Origin of the sequence: Pseudomonas sp. GM41(2012), from assembly GCF_000282315.2 — a bacterium.
GTDB lineage: Bacteria > Pseudomonadota > Gammaproteobacteria > Pseudomonadales > Pseudomonadaceae > Aquipseudomonas.
Window position 1 is genome coordinate 1,256,600 of the sequence record NZ_AKJN02000007.1, and the last position, 18,659, is coordinate 1,275,258.

At 60.5% G+C, this 18,659-nt stretch carries 16 protein-coding genes and 1 other RNA gene; all 17 read left to right on the top strand.

The features are described from left to right. The first annotated feature begins 83 nt into the window (after positions 1–83). The 17 genes from rsmI to ftsZ all read left to right on the top strand — a co-directional run bounded on the left by rsmI (position 84) and on the right by ftsZ (position 18,554). Positions 84–989: a 16S rRNA (cytidine(1402)-2'-O)-methyltransferase gene (gene rsmI / locus PMI27_RS08860; RefSeq protein ID WP_161990822.1), complete on the top strand. Its 906-nt coding sequence runs from the start codon at positions 84–86 to the stop codon at positions 987–989. A 75-nt stretch (positions 990–1,064) separates the two neighbouring features. Beyond that, positions 1,065–1,418, top strand: an RNA gene (rnpB, locus tag PMI27_RS30050) — RNase P RNA component class A. Positions 1,419–1,774: 356 nt separating this feature from the next. Then, positions 1,775–2,230: a division/cell wall cluster transcriptional repressor MraZ gene (gene mraZ, locus PMI27_RS08855; protein ID WP_008147486.1), complete on the top strand. Its 456-nt coding sequence runs from the start codon at positions 1,775–1,777 to the stop codon at positions 2,228–2,230. After that, positions 2,227–3,174: a 16S rRNA (cytosine(1402)-N(4))-methyltransferase RsmH gene (rsmH, locus tag PMI27_RS08850; protein ID WP_008147489.1), complete on the top strand. Its 948-nt coding sequence runs from the start codon at positions 2,227–2,229 to the stop codon at positions 3,172–3,174. Before mraZ ends, rsmH begins: the two co-directional genes overlap by 4 nt. Continuing rightward, positions 3,171–3,464, top strand: coding sequence for a cell division protein FtsL (gene ftsL, locus PMI27_RS08845; protein ID WP_033053422.1), 294 nt, complete (start codon positions 3,171–3,173; stop codon positions 3,462–3,464). Before rsmH ends, ftsL begins: the two co-directional genes overlap by 4 nt. Beyond that, on the top strand, positions 3,464–5,203 hold the full coding sequence (locus tag PMI27_RS08840; protein WP_177327875.1) for a peptidoglycan D,D-transpeptidase FtsI family protein: 1,740 nt from the start codon (positions 3,464–3,466) through the stop codon (positions 5,201–5,203). The genes ftsL and PMI27_RS08840 overlap by 1 nt, the downstream gene beginning before the upstream one ends. Next, complete coding sequence (locus PMI27_RS08835; RefSeq protein WP_008147496.1) at positions 5,203–6,666, top strand: UDP-N-acetylmuramoyl-L-alanyl-D-glutamate--2,6-diaminopimelate ligase; 1,464 nt, start codon at positions 5,203–5,205, stop codon at positions 6,664–6,666. The genes PMI27_RS08840 and PMI27_RS08835 overlap by 1 nt, the downstream gene beginning before the upstream one ends. Next, positions 6,659–8,026, top strand: a complete 1,368-nt coding sequence (locus PMI27_RS08830; protein ID WP_008147499.1) for a UDP-N-acetylmuramoyl-tripeptide--D-alanyl-D-alanine ligase — start codon at positions 6,659–6,661, stop codon at positions 8,024–8,026. The genes PMI27_RS08835 and PMI27_RS08830 overlap by 8 nt, the downstream gene beginning before the upstream one ends. Next, a complete protein-coding gene (gene mraY / locus PMI27_RS08825) occupies positions 8,026–9,108 on the top strand; it encodes a phospho-N-acetylmuramoyl-pentapeptide-transferase (RefSeq protein ID WP_008147501.1) in 1,083 nt (360 codons plus the stop codon). Before PMI27_RS08830 ends, mraY begins: the two co-directional genes overlap by 1 nt. 5 nt (positions 9,109–9,113) lie before the next feature. Then, a complete protein-coding gene (murD, locus tag PMI27_RS08820) occupies positions 9,114–10,460 on the top strand; it encodes a UDP-N-acetylmuramoyl-L-alanine--D-glutamate ligase (protein ID WP_008147505.1) in 1,347 nt (448 codons plus the stop codon). Next, entirely contained in the window at positions 10,457–11,674 is a 1,218-nt protein-coding gene (gene ftsW / locus PMI27_RS08815; protein WP_008147508.1) for a putative lipid II flippase FtsW, read from the top strand. Before murD ends, ftsW begins: the two co-directional genes overlap by 4 nt. Further along, positions 11,664–12,734 (top strand): undecaprenyldiphospho-muramoylpentapeptide beta-N-acetylglucosaminyltransferase, encoded by a 1,071-nt coding sequence (gene murG, locus PMI27_RS08810; RefSeq protein WP_008147510.1) that lies wholly within the window; start codon positions 11,664–11,666, stop codon positions 12,732–12,734. The genes ftsW and murG overlap by 11 nt, the downstream gene beginning before the upstream one ends. Next, complete coding sequence (gene murC, locus PMI27_RS08805; RefSeq protein ID WP_008147512.1) at positions 12,727–14,187, top strand: UDP-N-acetylmuramate--L-alanine ligase; 1,461 nt, start codon at positions 12,727–12,729, stop codon at positions 14,185–14,187. Before murG ends, murC begins: the two co-directional genes overlap by 8 nt. Beyond that, positions 14,184–15,140, top strand: coding sequence for a D-alanine--D-alanine ligase (locus tag PMI27_RS08800; protein ID WP_008147514.1), 957 nt, complete (start codon positions 14,184–14,186; stop codon positions 15,138–15,140). The genes murC and PMI27_RS08800 overlap by 4 nt, the downstream gene beginning before the upstream one ends. A gap of 4 nt (positions 15,141–15,144) precedes the next feature. After that, positions 15,145–16,014 carry a cell division protein FtsQ/DivIB gene (locus PMI27_RS08795; protein ID WP_008147517.1) on the top strand — a complete coding sequence of 290 codons (870 nt, stop codon included), beginning with the start codon at positions 15,145–15,147 and terminating at the stop codon, positions 16,012–16,014. 15 nt (positions 16,015–16,029) lie between these two features. Beyond that, the gene (gene ftsA, locus PMI27_RS08790; RefSeq protein ID WP_008147519.1) at positions 16,030–17,289 is read left to right on the top strand and encodes a cell division protein FtsA; all 1,260 of its coding nucleotides are present in this window, start codon (positions 16,030–16,032) and stop codon (positions 17,287–17,289) included. Between the two features lie 71 nt (positions 17,290–17,360). Further along, complete coding sequence (gene ftsZ, locus PMI27_RS08785; protein ID WP_008147521.1) at positions 17,361–18,554, top strand: cell division protein FtsZ; 1,194 nt, start codon at positions 17,361–17,363, stop codon at positions 18,552–18,554. Positions 18,555–18,659 lie beyond the last annotated feature (105 nt).

The window sequence follows — 18,659 nt, forward strand, 5'->3', positions numbered from 1 at the left end:
TCGTGCAAATGTTGCGGTACTGCACAAAAGGCTGCAAAACCGAGGGTTGCTTGCGCGTATCGCGAACGTCGCGACGCGCTACAATGGCGGCTTTTACCGATCATGAGGTGTGCGCTTTGACTGCTCCAGGTGCTTTGAATTCCGCTGCTGGCTCGCTTTATGTGGTGGCGACGCCCATCGGCAACCTGGACGACATCAGTGCGCGTGCGCTGAAGATCCTGCGCGAGGTCGCCCTGATCGCCGCCGAAGATACCCGTCACTCCCAGCGATTGATGCAGCATTTCGGCATTCCTACGCCGCTGGCGGCCTGCCATGAACACAATGAGCGGGATGAAGGTAGCCGCTTTATCACGCGTTTGCTTGCCGGCGACGATGTGGCGCTGATTTCAGATGCCGGCACGCCGCTGATTTCCGATCCGGGTTATCACCTGGTGCGTCAGGCCCGTGCTGCGGGGATCAATGTGGTGCCGGTTCCGGGCGCCTGCGCGTTGATCGCGGCGTTGTCGGCGGCGGGTCTGCCGTCGGACCGTTTCATCTTCGAAGGCTTCCTGCCGGCCAAGGCAGTCGGTCGGCGCGCCCGTCTTGAGTTGGTAAAGGAAGAGCCGCGCACGCTGATTTTTTATGAGGCCCCGCACCGGATCCTTGAGTGCCTTCAAGACATGGAGTTGGTGTTTGGTGGTGAGCGTCCAGCATTGCTGGCGCGCGAGCTGACCAAGACGTTCGAAACCCTTAAAGGCTTGCCTCTGGCTGAGTTGCGCGAGTTCGTCGAGTCAGACAGCAATCAGCAGCGCGGTGAGTGCGTGGTGTTGGTGGCGGGTTGGTCTGCCCCCGAGACCGAGGACGCCGTGAGCAGTGAAGCGATGCGCATTCTGAATCTGTTGCTTGAAGAAATGCCGCTCAAGCGAGCCGCAGCGTTGGCGGCGCAAATTACCGGCGAGCGCAAGAATGTGCTCTATCAGGTCGCGCTGGATAAACAGAAGGGCGAGTGAAAACCGACGTGCAGGCGCAGCCCAAGGTGTTTAGCGCTTGTCCTTCGGTCGCTCTGCCGTTAATCTTCGCGGCGGAGAGTCGATCGGACAGTCGCTGCCCTCTATGAAAATTAGGGGGGGGAGGAAAGTCCGGGCTCCATAGGGCGAAGTGCCAGGTAATGCCTGGGAGGCGTGAGCCTACGGAAAGTGCCACAGAAAATAACCGCCTAAGCGCTTCGGCGCCGGTAAGGGTGAAAAGGTGCGGTAAGAGCGCACCGCACGTCTGGCAACAGTTCGTGGCTAGGTAAACCCCACTTGGAGCAAGACCAAATAGGGTCCCAAGGCGTGGCCCGCGCTGGGACCGGGTAGGTTGCTAAAGATGTCCAGTGATGGCCATCGTAGACGAATGACTGTTCAAGACAGAACCCGGCTTACAGATCGACTCTCCACCTTTTTTCCCCTCCCTGCTTTAATCATTGAGCAGGGCACCTGTAGTAGCAATTTCCCTCCTTACAGAATCAACAGCAGAAGCACTTTCCTAATACCGAAAAAATCTTACTCTTAACAAATCACTTTAACTTTCGAACGCAGCCTTCTGTGCTGATTCAAGTTATTGAGCAGGACGACACGTCAGATTCTCGCTGCCCCTCCTTTTGCGCTCCTAAATCTCAGTTCTGTAAGGGTTTTCCTTTAATCCGCGCCTTGACGGTGCGGTGGCCGCATTCCTATAGTGTGCGCAAGTGGCGGAAAGTGGCATGAAGTGGGTTTTTTGAGCTCAAAACGCTAATATTTGGAGAAACGCTGACGTGTTTCGCGGAGCTAACGCTATTAGTCTCGACGCAAAGGGCCGTCTCGCTATGCCGAGCCGGTACCGTGACGAGCTCGTTTCGCGTAGTTCCGGTCAGTTAATCGTCACAATTGATGCCGTTGATCCGTGTTTGTGTGTTTACCCCCTCGATGAGTGGGAAATTATTGAAACCAAACTGCGCGCACTTCCTTCGCTTCGCGAAGAGAACCGCCGCCTGCAACGTTTACTGATTGGTAATGCCGTCGACCTCGAGCTCGATGGCAGTGGTCGTTTTCTGGTTCCACCGCGTCTTCGTGAATATGCCAAGTTGGATAAGCGCGCGATGTTGGTAGGCCAACTGAACAAGTTCCAATTGTGGGACGAGGATGCCTGGGATGCGGTTTCTGCCGCTGACCTGGCTGCCATTCAACAACCGGGCGCCATGCCTGATGAACTGCGTGATTTGATCCTGTGACTATTGATAGCGGCTTTAACCACATCACCGTACTGCTTGACGAAGCCGTGGAGGCTCTCGCCGTACGTCCTGATGGCTGCTATCTGGACGGTACGTTCGGGCGCGGCGGACACAGCCGGTTGATCCTCAGCCAGCTCGGCCCCGATGGTCGGGTACTCGGGTTCGACAAAGATCCACAAGCGATTGCCACCGGGCAAACGCTAGCGGCCGAAGACGGCCGCTTTGTCGTTGTGCAGCGCAGCTTTGCCGAGCTCGGCTCGGAAGTCGCCGAACGTGGTCTAGCCGGCAAGGTCAGCGGCGTTTTGCTTGATCTCGGCGTATCTTCGCCGCAGCTCGACGACCCTGAACGCGGCTTCAGTTTCCTCAACGATGGCCCGCTGGACATGCGCATGGACCCGTCCCGCGGGATCAGCGCTGCCGAATTCGTCAACACCGCCCCGGTGGAAGAAATCGCCCGGGTGTTCAAGCAATACGGCGAAGAACGTTTCTCCGGCCGGATGGCCCGTGCCGTGGCCGAGCGTCGCGACATCAAACCGTTCGAGCGCACTGCCGATCTGGCTGAAGTCCTGAAAGTCGCCAACCCTGCATGGGAAAAGGGCAAAAACCCGGCGACCCGTGCGTTCCAGGGCTTGCGAATTCACGTCAACAACGAACTGGGTGATCTGGAAGCAGGCCTCGAAGCCGCACTGGAATGCCTGGAAGTCGGTGGCCGCCTGGTGGTCATCAGCTTCCACTCGCTGGAAGACCGCATCGTCAAACTGTTCATGCGCAAACTGGTGAAAGGCGAAGCCGACAACTTGCCGCGCAACCTGCCGGTACGTCACGTCGCCTTCGAACCAATAATCAAAATCCATGGCAAAGCGCAGTCCGCCTCCGAGGCCGAACTCAAAGCCAACCCACGTTCCCGTAGCGCCGTCATGCGCGTCGCGGAGAAGCTGCGGTGAGCAAGCTTTTCGCCAAGCCACTTCCCGGCGGAAGCTTTTTCATGTTTCTGCTGTTTATTGGCGTGCTCGTGTCGGCCATCGGCGTTTCCTATAGCGCCCACTGGAACCGTCAACTGTTGAACTCCCTGTACAACGAGTTGAGCGTGCGCGACAAGGCGCAAGCGGAGTGGGGCCGTTTGATTCTCGAACAGAGCACCTGGACCGCCCACAGCCGTATCGAAGTCCTGGCGACCGAGCAACTGAAGATGCGCATTCCTGGCGCAGCTGAAGTGCAGATGGTGGCGCCATGATGAAACTCGAGGGTGCACTCTTTCCATGGCGGTTCCGCCTGGTGCTGGGTTTGCTCGGCGTCATGGTCGTGGCTATTTGCTGGCGCATCATCGACCTGCAAGTCGTCGACCGGGCCTTTCTTAAAGGTCAGGGCGATGCGCGCAGCGTTCGTCATATCCCGATTCCGGCTCACCGTGGTCTGATCACCGACCGTAACGGCGAGCCTTTGGCCGTGAGTACCCCGGTCACCACCCTTTGGGCCAATGCCAAGGAAATGCAAACGGCCAAAGAGAAGTGGCCTGCACTGGCGGCTGCCTTGGGGCAGGACCCGAAAGCCCTGGCCGAACGTCTCGAGGCCCAGGCCAACAAAGAATTCATCTACCTGGTTCGCGGGCTGACCCCCGAGCAAGGCCAGTCCGTGCTCGATCTGAAAGTGCCGGGCGTTTATGGCATCGAAGAATTCCGTCGTTTCTACCCGGCCGGTGAAGTCACTGCCCATATGGTCGGTTTTACCGACATCGATGACCACGGTCGTGAAGGCGTCGAGCTGGCCTACGACGAATGGCTGGCCGGGGTCCCCGGCAAGCGGCAGGTGATCAAGGATCGGCGTGGCCGACTTATCAAGGATGTTCAGGTCACCAAAAACGCCAAGGCCGGAAAGCCCTTGGCGTTGTCCATTGACCTGCGTCTGCAATACCTGGCCAACCGTGAACTGCGTAACGCGATCATCGAGAACGGCGCCAAGGCTGGCAGCCTGGTGATCATGGACGTGAAGAGCGGCGAGATCCTCGCCATGGTCAACCAGCCGACCTACAACCCGAACAACCGTCGCAACCTGCAACCGGCGATGATGCGTAACCGCGCGATGATCGACGTGTTCGAACCGGGTTCGACCATGAAAGCGATTTCCATGAGCGCCGCGATTGAAACCGGGCGCTGGAAGCCGACCGATACCGTTGAGGTTTATCCGGGCACCTTGCAGATTGGTAAATACACCATCAAGGACGTCTCCAAATCCGAAGGCCCGGTGCTCGACCTGACTGGCATCCTGATCAACTCCAGTAACGTCGGCATGAGTAAGGTCGCCTTCGATATCGGCGGCGAAACGATTTTCCGTCTGGCGCAAAAAGTCGGCCTCGGCCAGGACACCGGCCTGGGCTTCCCGGGCGAGCGCGTCGGCAACCTCCCGAACTATCGCGAATGGCGCAAGGCTGAAACCGCCACGCTGTCTTACGGCTACGGTATTTCCGTGACCGCGATCCAGTTGGTCCACGCCTTCTCGGCCCTGGCCAACAACGGTCGCCTCGCGCCGCTGACCCTGATCAAAACGGACAAGGCGCCGCAAACCACGCAGGTATTGCCGGAAGCTGTCGCGAAAACCATGCAAACCATGCTGCAACAAGTGATCGAAGCTCCGCGCGGTGTATTCCGTGCGCAAGTGCCGGCGTATCACGTGGGCGGCAAGTCGGGTACCGCGCGTAAAACGTCGGTCGGCACCAAAGGCTACGCCGAGAATTCCTACCGCTCGCTGTTCGCCGGCTTCGGCCCGATGAACGACCCGCGCTACGCCATCGTGGTGGTGATCGATGAGCCGACCAAGGCCGGTTACTTCGGTGGTCTGGTATCGGCCCCGGTGTTCAGCAAAGTGATGTCCGGGACCTTGCGCCTGATGAACATCACCCCGGACAACCTGCCACCTACTCAACAAGCGAACGCAGCACCGGTCGTTCCGCTGAAAGCCAATGGAGGGCGAGGCTGATGTCTCTGAGTCTGAACAAGATTTTCGCCCACGCCGGCCGCGATCTGTTGATCCGCGAACTGACCCTGGACAGCCGCAACGTGCGGGCTGGTGATCTGTTTCTCGCCGTCCCTGGCGGCAAGTTCGACGGCCGCGCGCACATCGCCGACGCCCTGCAACGCGGCGCTGCCGCTGTGGCGTATGAAGTCGTAGGCGCGACCGTATTGCCGATTACCGATGTTCCACTGATTCCGGTCAAAGGCCTGGCGGCGCAGCTGTCGGACATCGCCGGGCGTTTTTACGGTGACCCTAGTCGTCACCTGAACCTGATCGGCGTGACCGGCACCAACGGCAAAACCAGCGTGACGCAGTTGGTTGCGCAAGCCTTGGATTTGCTCGGCCAGCACTGCGGCATCGTCGGCACGTTGGGCACCGGTTTTTACGGCGCGCTCGAAAGCGGCTTGCACACCACGCCGAACCCGATCGCCGTGCAGGCAACCCTCGCCGACCTGAAAAAGGCCGGTGCCAAAGCCGTCGCCATGGAAGTTTCTTCCCACGGTCTGGATCAGGGCCGCGTGACCGCACTGGCGTTCGATGTGGCGGTGATGACCAACCTGTCCCGCGATCACCTGGATTACCACGGCACGATGCAAGCCTACGGTGAAGCCAAGGCCAAGCTGTTTGCCTGGAACGATTTGAAGTGCAGGGTGGTTAACCTCGACGACGAATTCGGCCGCCAACTGGCTGCGGACAAACTCGAGTCGCGCCTGATCACCTACAGCCTGGAAAACTCCAGTGCCTACCTTTATTGCCGCGAAGCGCAGTTCGATGACGAAGGCGTACGCGCCATATTGGTCACGCCACAAGGTGAGCATCACTTGCGCAGCACCTTGCTCGGTCGTTTCAACCTGAGCAACGTGCTGGCCGCGGTCGGCGCCTTGCTGGGCCTGGACTACGCGCTGGACGAAATCCTCAACGTGCTGCCGAAGCTCGAAGGCCCGGCCGGACGCATGCAGCGCCTCGGCGGCGGTACTCAGCCGCTGGTCGTGGTCGATTACGCCCACACACCGGATGCGCTGGAAAAAGTCTTGATGGCCCTGCGTCCTCATGCCAAAGGCCGTTTGCTGTGCCTGTTCGGTTGCGGTGGTGATCGCGATCGCGGCAAACGTCCGCTCATGGCTGAAGTGGTCGAACGTCTGGCTGACGGCGTGCTGGTGACCGATGACAACCCGCGCACCGAAGACCCGGCAGTGATCTTCGACGACATCCGCGCCGGTTTTACCGCTGTGGATAAAGTCACCTTCGTCGCTGGCCGTGGCCAGGCGATTGCCCAATTGATCGCCAGCGCTTCGGCGGATGACGTGATTGTCCTGGCCGGTAAAGGTCACGAGGACTATCAGGAAATCAACGGCCAGCGTCACGCGTTCTCCGATCTGGTCGAGGCCGATCACGCCTTGACCACGTGGGAGGTGGCCCATGCTTAAAGCCCTGAAACTGAGCGAACTGACCGGCGCGCTGAATGCCCGCCTGGTCACTGCCGATGCCAGCTTCGACGGCGTCAGCATCGACAGCCGCGCGATCAAACCAAGCCAACTCTTTATTGCCCTGACCGGCCCGCGCTTCGATGGTCATGACTATCTCAATGACGTCGCCGCCAAAGGCGCCGTAGCGGCGTTGGTCGAGCGCGAAGTCGCCGGCAGCGCACTGCCGCAATTGCTGGTCAAAGATACGCGTCAGGCACTGGGGCAACTCGGTGCGTTGAACCGTGCGGCTTACACCCATCCTGTTGCGGCCATCACCGGTTCCAGCGGCAAGACCACGGTCAAGGAAATGCTCGCCAGCATCCTGCGCACACGCGGTCCGGTGTTGGCGACCCGCGGCAACCTGAACAATGACCTCGGCGTTCCGCTGACCCTGCTCGAACTCGCACCGGAACATACCGCTGCGGTGATCGAACTGGGTGCTTCGCGTCTCGGCGAAATTGCCTACACCGTCGGCATGACCAAGCCGCACGTGGCCGTGCTCAACAACGCCGGGACCGCCCACGTCGGCGAGTTCGGCGGGCCGGAAAAAATCGTTGAAGCCAAGGGCGAGATTATTGAAGGGCTGGATGCCGATGGCGTCGCCGTTCTCAATCTTGACGACAAGGCGTTCGACATCTGGAAGACCCGCGCTGCCGGTCGCAAAGTGCTGACCTTCGCCCTGAGCAATGTCAGTGCCGATTTCTACGCCAGCGATCTGGACCGCGACGCTCGCGGTTGCCCGGCGTTCAACCTGCACAGTCCTGAAGGTATGGCGCGCGTTCAACTGAACCTGCTCGGCACCCATAACGTTGCCAATGCCTTGGCCGCCGCCGCCGCTGCCCATGCGCTGGGCGTGTCGCTGTTCGGTATCGCCACCGGTCTGGGCGCGGTGCAACCGGTCAAGGGCCGCACCGTCGCGCAACTGGCCAGCAATGGCATGCGCGTGATCGATGACACATACAACGCGAACCCCACCTCCATGTGCGCCGCCGTTGATATACTCGCCGGCTTTTCCGGCCGCACCGTTCTGGTGCTCGGGGATATCGGCGAGTTGGGCGATTGGGCGGAGCAGGGGCACCGCGATGTGGGCGCGTACGCCCGCGGCAAGGTTTCCGCGCTTTACGCTGTCGGGCCAATGATGGCTCACGCCGTGAACGCTTTCGGTCCACAGGCCTTTCACTTCAGCACTCAGGCTGAACTGATCAAGGCCCTGGGCGCCGAGCAAGACACAAACACCACCATTTTGATCAAGGGCTCGCGCAGCGCTGCGATGGAAAACATCGTCGCCGCTTTGTGCGGGACCAGCCTGGAGAAACATTAATGCTGCTGCTGCTAGCGGAGTATCTGCAACAGTTCTACAAAGGCTTCGCGGTCTTTCAGTACCTGACCCTGCGCGGGATTCTCGGTGTGCTGACCGCGTTGGTTTTGTCGCTGTGCTACGGCCCGTGGATGATCCGCACATTACAGAACCGTCAGATCGGTCAATCCGTTCGCAACGACGGTCCACAATCGCACCTGTCCAAGTCCGGCACCCCGACCATGGGCGGCGCGCTGATTCTGTCGTCCATCGGCGTCAGCACTTTGCTTTGGGCTGACCTGAGCAACCGTTACGTATGGACCGTGCTGCTGGTGACTTTGCTGTTCGGCGCGATCGGCTGGGTCGACGATTACCGCAAAGTGATCGAGAAGAACTCCCGTGGCTTGCCGAGCCGCTGGAAGTACTTCTGGCAATCGGTGTTCGGCCTGGGCGCAGCGATCTTCCTTTATATGACCGCAGCGACACCGGTGGAAACCACCCTGATCCTGCCGATGCTCAAGGACCACAGCATTCCGCTGGGCATAGGTTTCATTGTCCTGACTTACTTCGTGATTGTCGGCTCGAGCAACGCGGTCAACCTGACTGACGGCCTCGACGGTCTGGCGATCATGCCCACCGTAATGGTCGGCGGCGGGTTGGGCATTTTCTGCTACCTGTCGGGTAACGTGAAATTCGCTGAATACCTGCTGATCCCGTATGTACCGGGCGCAGGCGAGTTGATTGTGTTCTGCGGCGCCTTGATCGGTGCGGGCCTCGGGTTCCTCTGGTTCAACACGTATCCGGCTCAGGTGTTCATGGGCGACGTCGGCGCACTGGCGCTGGGCGCGGCACTGGGCACCATCGCGGTGATCGTCCGTCAGGAAATCGTCCTGTTCATCATGGGCGGCGTGTTCGTGATGGAGACCCTGTCAGTCGTCATTCAGGTTGCGTCCTTTAAGCTCACCGGTCGCCGTGTGTTCCGCATGGCACCGATTCACCACCACTTTGAACTCAAGGGCTGGCCCGAGCCACGCGTGATCGTCCGTTTCTGGATCATCACCGTGATTCTCGTGCTGGTTGGCCTTGCCACCCTGAAGCTGAGGTAGAACGAGTGTCTCTGATCGCTTCTGACCACTTCCGCATCGTTGTCGGCCTCGGCAAGAGCGGCATGTCCCTGGTTCGCTTCCTGGCGAACCGGGGCACGTCGTTTGCTGTCGCCGACACGCGGGAAAATCCACCGGAACTGGCCACGCTCAAGCGTGACTATCCGCACGTGGAAGTGCGTTGTGGCGAGCTGGACGTCGAATTCCTGTGCCGCGCCGACGAGCTCTACGTGAGCCCCGGCCTGGCGCTGGCGACCCCGGCCCTGCAGGCTGCCGCCGCCCGTGGCGTGAAAATGTCCGGTGACATCGAGCTGTTCGCGCGTAACGCGAAGGCGCCGATCGTCGCCATCAGCGGCTCCAACGCAAAAAGCACCGTCACCACACTGGTCGGCGAGATGGCTGCGGCGGCCGGCAAGCGTGTTGCTGTTGGCGGCAACCTCGGTACGCCAGCGCTGGACCTGCTCAGCGACGACGTCGAGCTGTACGTGATGGAACTGTCGAGCTTCCAGCTCGAAACCACCGATCAGCTCAACGCCGAAGTGGCGACCGTGCTCAACGTCAGCGAAGACCACATGGACCGCTATAGCGGTCTGCCGGCCTATCACCTGGCCAAGCACCGGATCTTCCGGGGGGCCAGGCAGTTTGTGGTCAACCGTCAGGATGCCCTGAGCCGTCCGCTGATTGGCGAAGGTCAGCCATGCTGGACCTTCGGTTTGAGCAAACCTGATTTCAAGGCATTCGGTATCCGCGAAGAAGACGGCGAGAAGTACCTGGCCTTCGAATTCCAGAACCTGATGCCGGTGCGCGAGTTGAAAATTCGCGGCGCCCACAACCAGTCCAACGCCTTGGCGGCATTGGCCCTGGGCCACGCCGTCGGCCTGCCGTTCGACGCCATGCTGTCGAGCCTGCGCACCTTCGCCGGGCTTGAGCATCGCTGCCAGTGGGTCCGTGACCTGAATGGCGTGAGCTACTACAACGATTCCAAAGCCACCAACGTCGGTGCCGCACTGGCTGCCATCGAAGGCCTGGGCGCGGACATTGACGGCAAGCTCGTGCTGATCGCCGGTGGCGACGGCAAGGGTGCCGAGTTCAAGGACTTGCGTGATCCGGTGGCGGCCAACTGCCGCGCCGTGGTGCTGATGGGCCGCGACTCCGACCTGATCGCTCAGGCCATCGGCGATGGCGTGCCACTGATTCGCGTCAACTCGCTGATCGAAGCGGTCGAGCAATGCCGCGCCATCGCAGAGACGGGCGACGCCGTGTTGTTGTCGCCGGCCTGCGCCAGTTTCGACATGTTCAAGAATTACGAAGACCGTGGTCACCAGTTCGTCCGCGCAGTGGAGGATCTGGCATGAGCCTGATGAACATCATCAAGCCTTATCCGTCGCCGATCATCACCGGGCGCGGCATCGACCTCGACTTCCCGATGCTCGCCGGCTGCCTGGCATTGATCGGCCTCGGGCTGGTCATGATTGCATCGGCATCGACCGAAGTGGCGGCTGTGCAGTCGGGCAGCGCCCTGTATTACATGATTCGCCACCTTATCTACGTAGTGCTGGGCCTGGGTGCCTGCATCGTCACCATGATGATTCCGATTGCTACCTGGCAACGCCTGGGCTGGCTGATGCTGATTGGTGCGTTCGGTTTGCTGGTGATGGTGATCATCCCGGGGATCGGCCGTGAAGTGAACGGTTCGATGCGCTGGATCGGCTTCAGTTTCTTCAACGTTCAGCCGTCGGAAATCGCCAAGGTATTTGTCGTTATTTACCTCGCCGGTTACCTGGTGCGTCGCCAGAAAGAAGTGCGTGAAAGCTGGATGGGCTTCTTCAAGCCGTTCATCGTTCTGCTGCCAATGGCGGGTCTGTTGCTGATGGAGCCGGACTTCGGTGCCACCGTCGTGATGATGGGGGCTGCTGCTGCGATGCTGTTCCTCGGCGGGGTTGGCCTGTTCCGTTTTTCCTTGATGGTTGTCCTGGCGGTCGCGGCGGTGGTGTTGCTGATTCAAGTGCAGCCGTATCGAATGGCGCGCCTGACCAACTTTGCGGATCCGTGGGCCGACCAGTTCGGTGCCGGCTATCAGTTGTCTCAAGCGTTGATCGCTTTTGGTCGCGGCGAATGGCTGGGCGTTGGCCTGGGCAACAGCGTGCAGAAACAGTTCTACCTGCCGGAAGCCCACACCGACTTCGTGTTCTCGGTCCTGGCCGAAGAACTGGGCGCCGTCGGTTCTTTGTGCACGGTAGCGCTGTTCGTCTTTGTCTGTATTCGGGGCATGTACATCGGTTATTGGGCCGAGAAGGCCAAGCAGTTTTTTGCCGCCTACATCGCGTACGGCTTGTCGTTCCTGTGGATTGGTCAGTTTCTGATCAACATCGGGGTGAACGTCGGTCTGCTGCCAACCAAAGGTCTGACCCTGCCGTTCCTCAGTTATGGCGGCAGCTCGTTGGTGATCTGCTGTGCCTGTCTTGGCTTGTTGCTGCGCATCGAATGGGAAAGTCGAACCCACTTGGGCAGCGAAGAGATGGAATTCCATGAGAGCGACTTCGCCGAGGAGCCGACCCATGGGCGCTAACGTATTGATCATGGCGGGCGGCACCGGTGGCCACGTGTTCCCGGCGCTGGCGTGTGCTCGCGAATTCCAGGCCCGTGGTTACACCGTGCATTGGCTCGGGACACCGCGCGGCATCGAGAACGATCTGGTTCCGGTGGCCGGCATCGAACTGCATCGAATCAATGCCAGCGGATTGCGTGGCAAGGGCAAGCTGTCCCTGCTCAAGGCGCCGTTCATGTTGCTCAAGTCGATCTGGCAGGCGCGGGCGATCATTCGTCAGCTGCGGCCGGTGTGTGTCGTCGGCTTTGGTGGTTTTGTGACCGGTCCTGGTGGCGTTGCCGCCAAACTGGCCGGTGTGCCGGTGATCGTTCACGAGCAGAACGCCGTGGCCGGTACCGCCAATCGGTTGCTGGTGCCGTTGGCCGCCCGAGTCTGTGAAGCGTTCCCCGACACCTTTACCCTGTCGGGCAGCCGTCGGACCACCGGTAACCCGGTGCGCACCGAGCTGTTCCTCGAAACACCGCGACAGGCTCTGGCCGGTCGCAAGGCGCGTTTGCTGATCCTGGGTGGAAGCCTGGGCGCAGAACCGTTGAACAAGTTGCTGCCTGAAGCCCTGTCGCAAGTCGCCCCCGACCTGCGTCCGGAAGTGTTTCATCAGGCCGGCAAAAACCACGATGAAGTGACTGCAGAGCGCTATCGCGCGGCTGGCGTCGAGGCGCAAGTGCAGCCTTTCATCAAAGACATGGCCCAAGCCTATGGCTGGGCCGACCTGGTGGTGTGCCGCGCAGGCGCGTTGACCATCAGTGAACTGGCCGCCGCCGGTCTGCCCTCGATGCTGGTGCCTTTGCCCCACGCGATCGACGATCACCAGACCCGCAACGCCGATTATTTGGCCCGTGAAGGCGCTGCCTTCCTGATGCCGCAAAGAACGACTGGCGCAGCGGATCTTGCCGCACGCCTGACAGAGGTCCTGATGCAACCACAACGACTCACCGACATGGCCACCGCGGCACGCCGCCTGGCCAAACCCGATGCAACCCGTAACGTGGTCGATACCTGCCTGGAGGTGGCCCATGGTTGAGAACCAGAAAGCCATGCCGCAACCGGAAATGCGCCGCATCCGTCGCATCCACTTCGTCGGGATCGGCGGCGTGGGCATGTGCGGCATTGCCGAAGTGTTGTTGAACCTGGGCTATGAAGTGTCCGGTTCCGACCTGAAAGCTTCGCCGGTGACCGAGCGTCTCGAGTCCTTCGGCGCTCAGATCTTTATCGGCCACCGCGCCGAGAACGCCGCGAACGCCGATGTGCTGGTCACTTCCAGTGCCGTGAACACGTCCAACCCGGAAGTCGCCACTGCTCTGGAACGCCGCATTCCGGTGGTGCCTCGCGCTGAAATGCTGGCTGAGCTGATGCGCTACCGCCACGGCATCGCCGTCGCCGGCACGCACGGCAAAACCACCACCACCAGCCTGATCGCTTCGGTGTTTGCCGCCGGTGGCCTGGACCCGACATTCGTGATCGGTGGCCGTCTGAATGCCGCGGGCACCAATGCCCAGCTTGGCACCAGCCGTTACCTGATCGCTGAAGCTGACGAAAGCGACGCCAGCTTCCTGCACTTGCAGCCGTTGGTGGCCGTGGTCACCAACATCGACGCCGACCACATGGCGACCTACGACGGTGACTTCAACAAACTGAAGAAAACCTTCGTCGAGTTCCTCCACAACCTGCCGTTCTATGGTCTGGCGGTGGTGTGCCTGGACGATCCGGTGGTGCGTGAAATCCTGCCGTTGGTGAAACGTCCGACCGTCACTTATGGCTTCGGCGACGACTGCGATGTGCGCGCGATCAATGTGCGCCAGCAGGGCATGCAGACCTTCTTTACCGTGCTGCGTCCTGATCGCGATCCGCTGGATGTCTCGGTGAACATGCCGGGTAACCACAACGTGTTGAACGCCCTGGCAACCATCTGCATCGCCTCCGATGAAGGCGTCAGCGATGAAGCCATCGTCCAGGGCCTGTCCGGGTTCCAGGGTGTCGGCCGACGCTTCCAGGTCTACGGCGAACTGCCGGTAGACGGTGGCAGCGTGATGCTGGTCGACGACTACGGTCACCACCCGACCGAAGTCGCCGCGGTCATCAAAGCCGTGCGCGGTGGCTGGCCGGAACGCCGTCTGGTGATGGTCTACCAGCCGCACCGTTACAGCCGCACCCGTGATCTGTACGACGATTTCGTCAATGTATTGGCCGACGCCAACGTCCTGCTGCTGATGGAAGTCTACCCGGCCGGTGAAGAACCGATCCCGGGCGCCGACAGCCGCAAGCTGTGCAACAGCATTCGTCAGCGCGGTCAGCTCGACCCGATCTACATCGAGCGCGGTGTTGATCTCGCGCCGGTGGTCAAGCCGCTGCTGCGTGCTGGCGACATCCTGCTGTGCCAGGGCGCCGGTGACATCGGTGGTCTTGCACCGAAACTGTTGAAAAGTCCGTTGTTCGCAGGCGCCGTTGCTGCGCCGAGTGTGGGGAAGTTGAAATGACTGCTGCTTACGCCAACCTCGTCTCCACGATTGCGCCGAAAGATTTCGGCCGCGTCGCCGTGCTCTTCGGCGGCAAGAGTGCCGAGCGTGAGGTTTCTCTCAAGTCGGGTAACGCGGTTCTCGACGCGCTGCTAAGCGCCGGTGTGGACGCGTTTGGTCTCGACGTGGGCGATGATCTCTTGCAGCGTCTGCTGAACGAAAAAATCGATCGTGCCTTCATCATTCTCCACGGTCGTGGCGGTGAAGACGGCAGCATGCAGGGCCTGCTGGAATGCCTGGGTATTCCGTACACCGGCAGTGGCATTCTTGCTTCCGCGCTGGCCATGGACAAGCTGCGGACCAAACAGGTCTGGCACAGCCTGGGTATTCCGACGCCACGCCATGCCGTACTGAGCAGCGAGGCTGATTGTATTTCGGCGGCGACGGAACTGGGCTTCCCTTTGATCGTCAAACCGGCCCATGAAGGTTCAAGTATCGGGATGGCCAAAGTGACCTCCGCGTCGGAGTTGATCGACGCGTGGAAAGCGGCCGCTACCTACGATTCGCAAGTGTTGGTCGAACAATGGATTCAAGGTCCGGAGTTCACCATCGCCACCCTGCGTGACCAGGTGTTGCCACCGATTGCCCTGGGCACGACGCACAGCTTCTACGACTACGACGCCAAGTATGTGGCTTCCGATACCCAGTACCGGATTCCGTGTGGCCTGGACAGCAACAAAGAAAAAGAACTGATGGACCTCACGGCGAAAGCCTGTGAGGCGCTGGGTATCGCCGGTTGGGGCAGGGCTGACGTGATGCAGGACGCCGACGGGCAGTTCTGGTTCCTGGAAGTCAATACCGCACCGGGCATGACCGATCACAGTCTGGTGCCGATGGCGGCTCGTGCTGCCGGTCTGGATTTCCAGCAACTGGTTCTGGCGATTCTGGCCGCAAGTATCGAGCCGCGAGGTTAAGACCATGCAAGGCGCACAGCTGAGACATCAGCCCTCCGCACCACCCGGCCGCAAGCCGGTACCGCGGGGTGCCAGCCGAATGGTGGCCAAAGAGCCGATGTCTGCGCGCCTGCCGAAAGCCAATTTTGGTTTTCTGAAAAGCCTGTTCTGGCCGGTGCTGTTGGTCGCACTGGGTTTCGGTACTTACGAAGGCGCGCAGCGTTTGTTGCCGTACGCCGACCGGCCGATCACCAAGATCAACGTGCAGGGCGACTTGAGTTACATCAGCCAGCAAGCGGTGCAGCAGCGGATCGCCCCGTACGTGGCGTCGAGCTTCTTCACCATCGATCTTGCGAGCATGCGCACCGAGCTTGAAACGATGCCATGGATTGCCCACGCCGAAGTGCGTCGGGTGTGGCCGGATCAAGTGGTGATTCGCCTGGAAGAACAACTGCCGGTGGCCCGTTGGGGCGATGAATCGCTGTTGAACAACCAGGGTCAGGCGTTCACCCCGCGTGAGCTGGCGAACTACGAACACTTGCCACAGCTGTTCGGTCCACAACGGGCCCAACAGCAAGTGATGCAGCAATACCAGGTGCTGAGCCAGATGCTCAGGCCGTTGGGCTTCTCGATTGCACGCCTGGAGTTGCGTGATCGAGGTAGCTGGTTCCTGACCACCGGCGCCGGCAGCGCGGGTCCGGGAATCGAACTGTTGCTGGGACGCGGCAACCTGCTGGAAAAGATGCGCCGCTTCATTGCCATCTATGACAAGACGCTTAAAGAACAGATTACGAACATTGCGCGCATCGATCTGCGCTACGCCAACGGCCTCGCTGTTGGCTGGCGGGAACCTGTAGCGCCCACGACAGCCCAACCCGCTGTCGCGAAGAATTAAGAAGAGGCAGGACCCATGGCAAACGTGCAAAGCGGCAAAATGATCGTCGGTCTCGATATCGGCACCTCCAAGGTGGTGGCGCTGGTCGGCGAGGTCTCGGACGACGGCACGCTGGAAATCGTCGGGATCGGTACCCATCCGTCCCGTGGCCTGAAGAAAGGCGTGGTGGTCAATATCGAGTCCACCGTGCAATCGATCCAGCGCGCGATCGAAGAAGCGCAGCTGATGGCTGGTTGCCGCATTCACTCGGCGTTCGTCGGTGTGGCTGGCAATCATATCCGCAGCCTGAACTCCCACGGCATCGTGGCGATTCGTGATCGCGAAGTCAGCTCCGCCGACCTCGAGCGCGTGCTCGACGCCGCCCAGGCCGTGGCAATCCCGGCTGACCAGCGCGTGCTGCACACCCTGCCGCAGGATTACGTGATCGATAACCAGGAAGGTGTTCGTGAGCCTCTGGGCATGTCGGGCGTACGTCTGGAAGCCAAGGTTCACGTGGTCACCTGCGCCGTCAACGCCGCACAGAACATTGAAAAATGCGTGCGCCGCTGCGGCCTGGAAATCGACGACATCATTCTCGAGCAACTGGCTTCGGCCTACTCGGTCCTGACCGACGACGAGAAAGAGCTGGGCGTGTGCCTGGTGGACATCGGCGGCGGCACCACCGACATCGCGATCTTCACCGAAGGCGCGATCCGTCACACCGCGGTCATCCCGATTGCGGGCGACCAGGTAACCAACGACATCGCCATGGCGTTGCGCACCCCGACCCAGTACGCCGAAGAAATCAAGATTCGCTACGCCTGCGCCCTGGCCAAACTGGCCGGTGCCGGTGAAACCATCAAGGTCCCAAGTGTCGGCGACCGTCCACCGCGCGAGCTGTCCCGTCAGGCCTTGGCCGAAGTGGTCGAGCCGCGTTACGACGAACTGTTCACGCTGATCCAGGCCGAACTGCGTCGCAGTGGCTACGAGGACCTGATCCCGGCCGGCATCGTGCTGACCGGTGGTACGTCGAAGATGGAAGGCGCAGTCGAACTGGCCGAAGAAATCTTCCACATGCCGGTCCGCCTGGGCGTGCCGCATGGCGTCAAGGGCCTGGACGATGTGGTCCGCAACCCGATTTATTCCACTGGCGTTGGCCTGTTGATGTACGGCCTGCAGAAGCAGTCCGACGGGATTTCGTTCTCGGGCATCAGCAGCCGTGACAGCTACAGCAATGAAGAACCGAAAGCCGCCTTGCTCGATCGCATCAAGAGCTGGGTACAAGGCAACTTCTAAAGATTTACCGCAGCACCGTTGTAGATACAGGCAGTAGGCGAAAAAACTAGAGAAATGAAAGGAGAGGGAAAATGTTCGAACTCGTAGACAACATCCCCGCAAGCCCGGTTATTAAAGTTATCGGTGTTGGCGGAGGCGGCGGCAACGCTGTCAACCACATGGTCAAGAGCAACATTGAAGGCGTTGAATTCATCTGCGCCAACACTGATGCCCAAGCGCTGAAAAGCATCGGCGCGCGGACCATCCTGCAACTGGGCACCGGCGTGACCAAAGGTCTCGGCGCTGGCGCCAACCCTGAAGTAGGTCGTCAGGCCGCTCTCGAAGATCGTGAGCGCATTGCCGAAGTCCTGCAGGGCACTAATATGGTGTTCATCACCACCGGCATGGGCGGTGGTACCGGTACCGGTGCTGCGCCGATCATTGCTGAAGTGGCCAAGGAAATGGGGATTCTCACCGTAGCGGTGGTGACTCGTCCGTTCCCGTTCGAAGGTCGCAAGCGCATGCAGATCGCCGATGAAGGCATCCGTCTGCTGTCTGAAAGCGTCGACTCGTTGATCACCATTCCCAACGAGAAGCTGCTGACCATCCTTGGCAAGGACGCAAGCCTGCTGTCCGCATTCGCCAAGGCCGACGATGTACTGGCCGGTGCCGTTCGCGGTATCTCCGACATCATCAAGCGTCCGGGCATGATCAACGTCGACTTTGCCGACGTGCGTACCGTGATGAGCGAAATGGGCATGGCGATGATGGGCACTGGCTGCGCCAGCGGTCCGAACCGTGCACGCGAGGCCACCGAAGCGGCCATTCGCAACCCGTTGCTGGAAGATGTGAACCTGCAAGGTGCACGCGGCATCCTGGTGAACATCACCGCCGGTCCTGACCTGTCCCTGGGTGAGTACTCCGACGTGGGTAGCATCATCGAAGCCTTCGCTTCCGAGCACGCGATGGTCAAGGTCGGTACCGTTATCGATCCGGACATGCGCGACGAGCTGCACGTGACCGTGGTTGCCACAGGTCTGGGCGCGAAAATCGAGAAGCCTGTGAAGGTTATCGACAACACCATGCACACCTCCGTGGCTTCGCAACCGCAGCAACAAGCGCCTTCGCGTCAGGACGCGCCAGCGGTAAACTATCGTGACCTGGACCGTCCGACCGTCATGCGCAACCAGGCTCAGGCCGGTGCTGCGACTGCCGCGAAGATGAATCCGCAAGATGATCTGGACTACCTGGACATCCCGGCTTTCCTGCGTCGTCAGGCCGATTAATGGAATGTATCAGGGCTATGAAGGTGATTGGTGTTCAGCAAAGGTCTGGTCTGCTATCATCGCCAGCCTTTGTTGATACCAGTTCGCAATTTGCGCTGAAGCGGC

Coding starts and splice junctions, on each gene's coding strand:
- rsmI (WP_161990822.1), top strand. CDS start 84: ATGGCGGCTTTTACCGATCATGAGGTGTGCGCTTTGACTGCTCCAGGT.
- PMI27_RS08840 (WP_177327875.1), top strand. CDS start 3,464: ATGAAACTCGAGGGTGCACTCTTTCCATGGCGGTTCCGCCTGGTGCTG.
- PMI27_RS08835 (WP_008147496.1), top strand. CDS start 5,203: ATGTCTCTGAGTCTGAACAAGATTTTCGCCCACGCCGGCCGCGATCTG.
- PMI27_RS08830 (WP_008147499.1), top strand. CDS start 6,659: ATGCTTAAAGCCCTGAAACTGAGCGAACTGACCGGCGCGCTGAATGCC.
- mraY (WP_008147501.1), top strand. CDS start 8,026: ATGCTGCTGCTGCTAGCGGAGTATCTGCAACAGTTCTACAAAGGCTTC.
- ftsW (WP_008147508.1), top strand. CDS start 10,457: ATGAGCCTGATGAACATCATCAAGCCTTATCCGTCGCCGATCATCACC.
- murG (WP_008147510.1), top strand. CDS start 11,664: ATGGGCGCTAACGTATTGATCATGGCGGGCGGCACCGGTGGCCACGTG.
- murC (WP_008147512.1), top strand. CDS start 12,727: ATGGTTGAGAACCAGAAAGCCATGCCGCAACCGGAAATGCGCCGCATC.
- PMI27_RS08800 (WP_008147514.1), top strand. CDS start 14,184: ATGACTGCTGCTTACGCCAACCTCGTCTCCACGATTGCGCCGAAAGAT.
- PMI27_RS08795 (WP_008147517.1), top strand. CDS start 15,145: ATGCAAGGCGCACAGCTGAGACATCAGCCCTCCGCACCACCCGGCCGC.
- ftsA (WP_008147519.1), top strand. CDS start 16,030: ATGGCAAACGTGCAAAGCGGCAAAATGATCGTCGGTCTCGATATCGGC.
- ftsZ (WP_008147521.1), top strand. CDS start 17,361: ATGTTCGAACTCGTAGACAACATCCCCGCAAGCCCGGTTATTAAAGTT.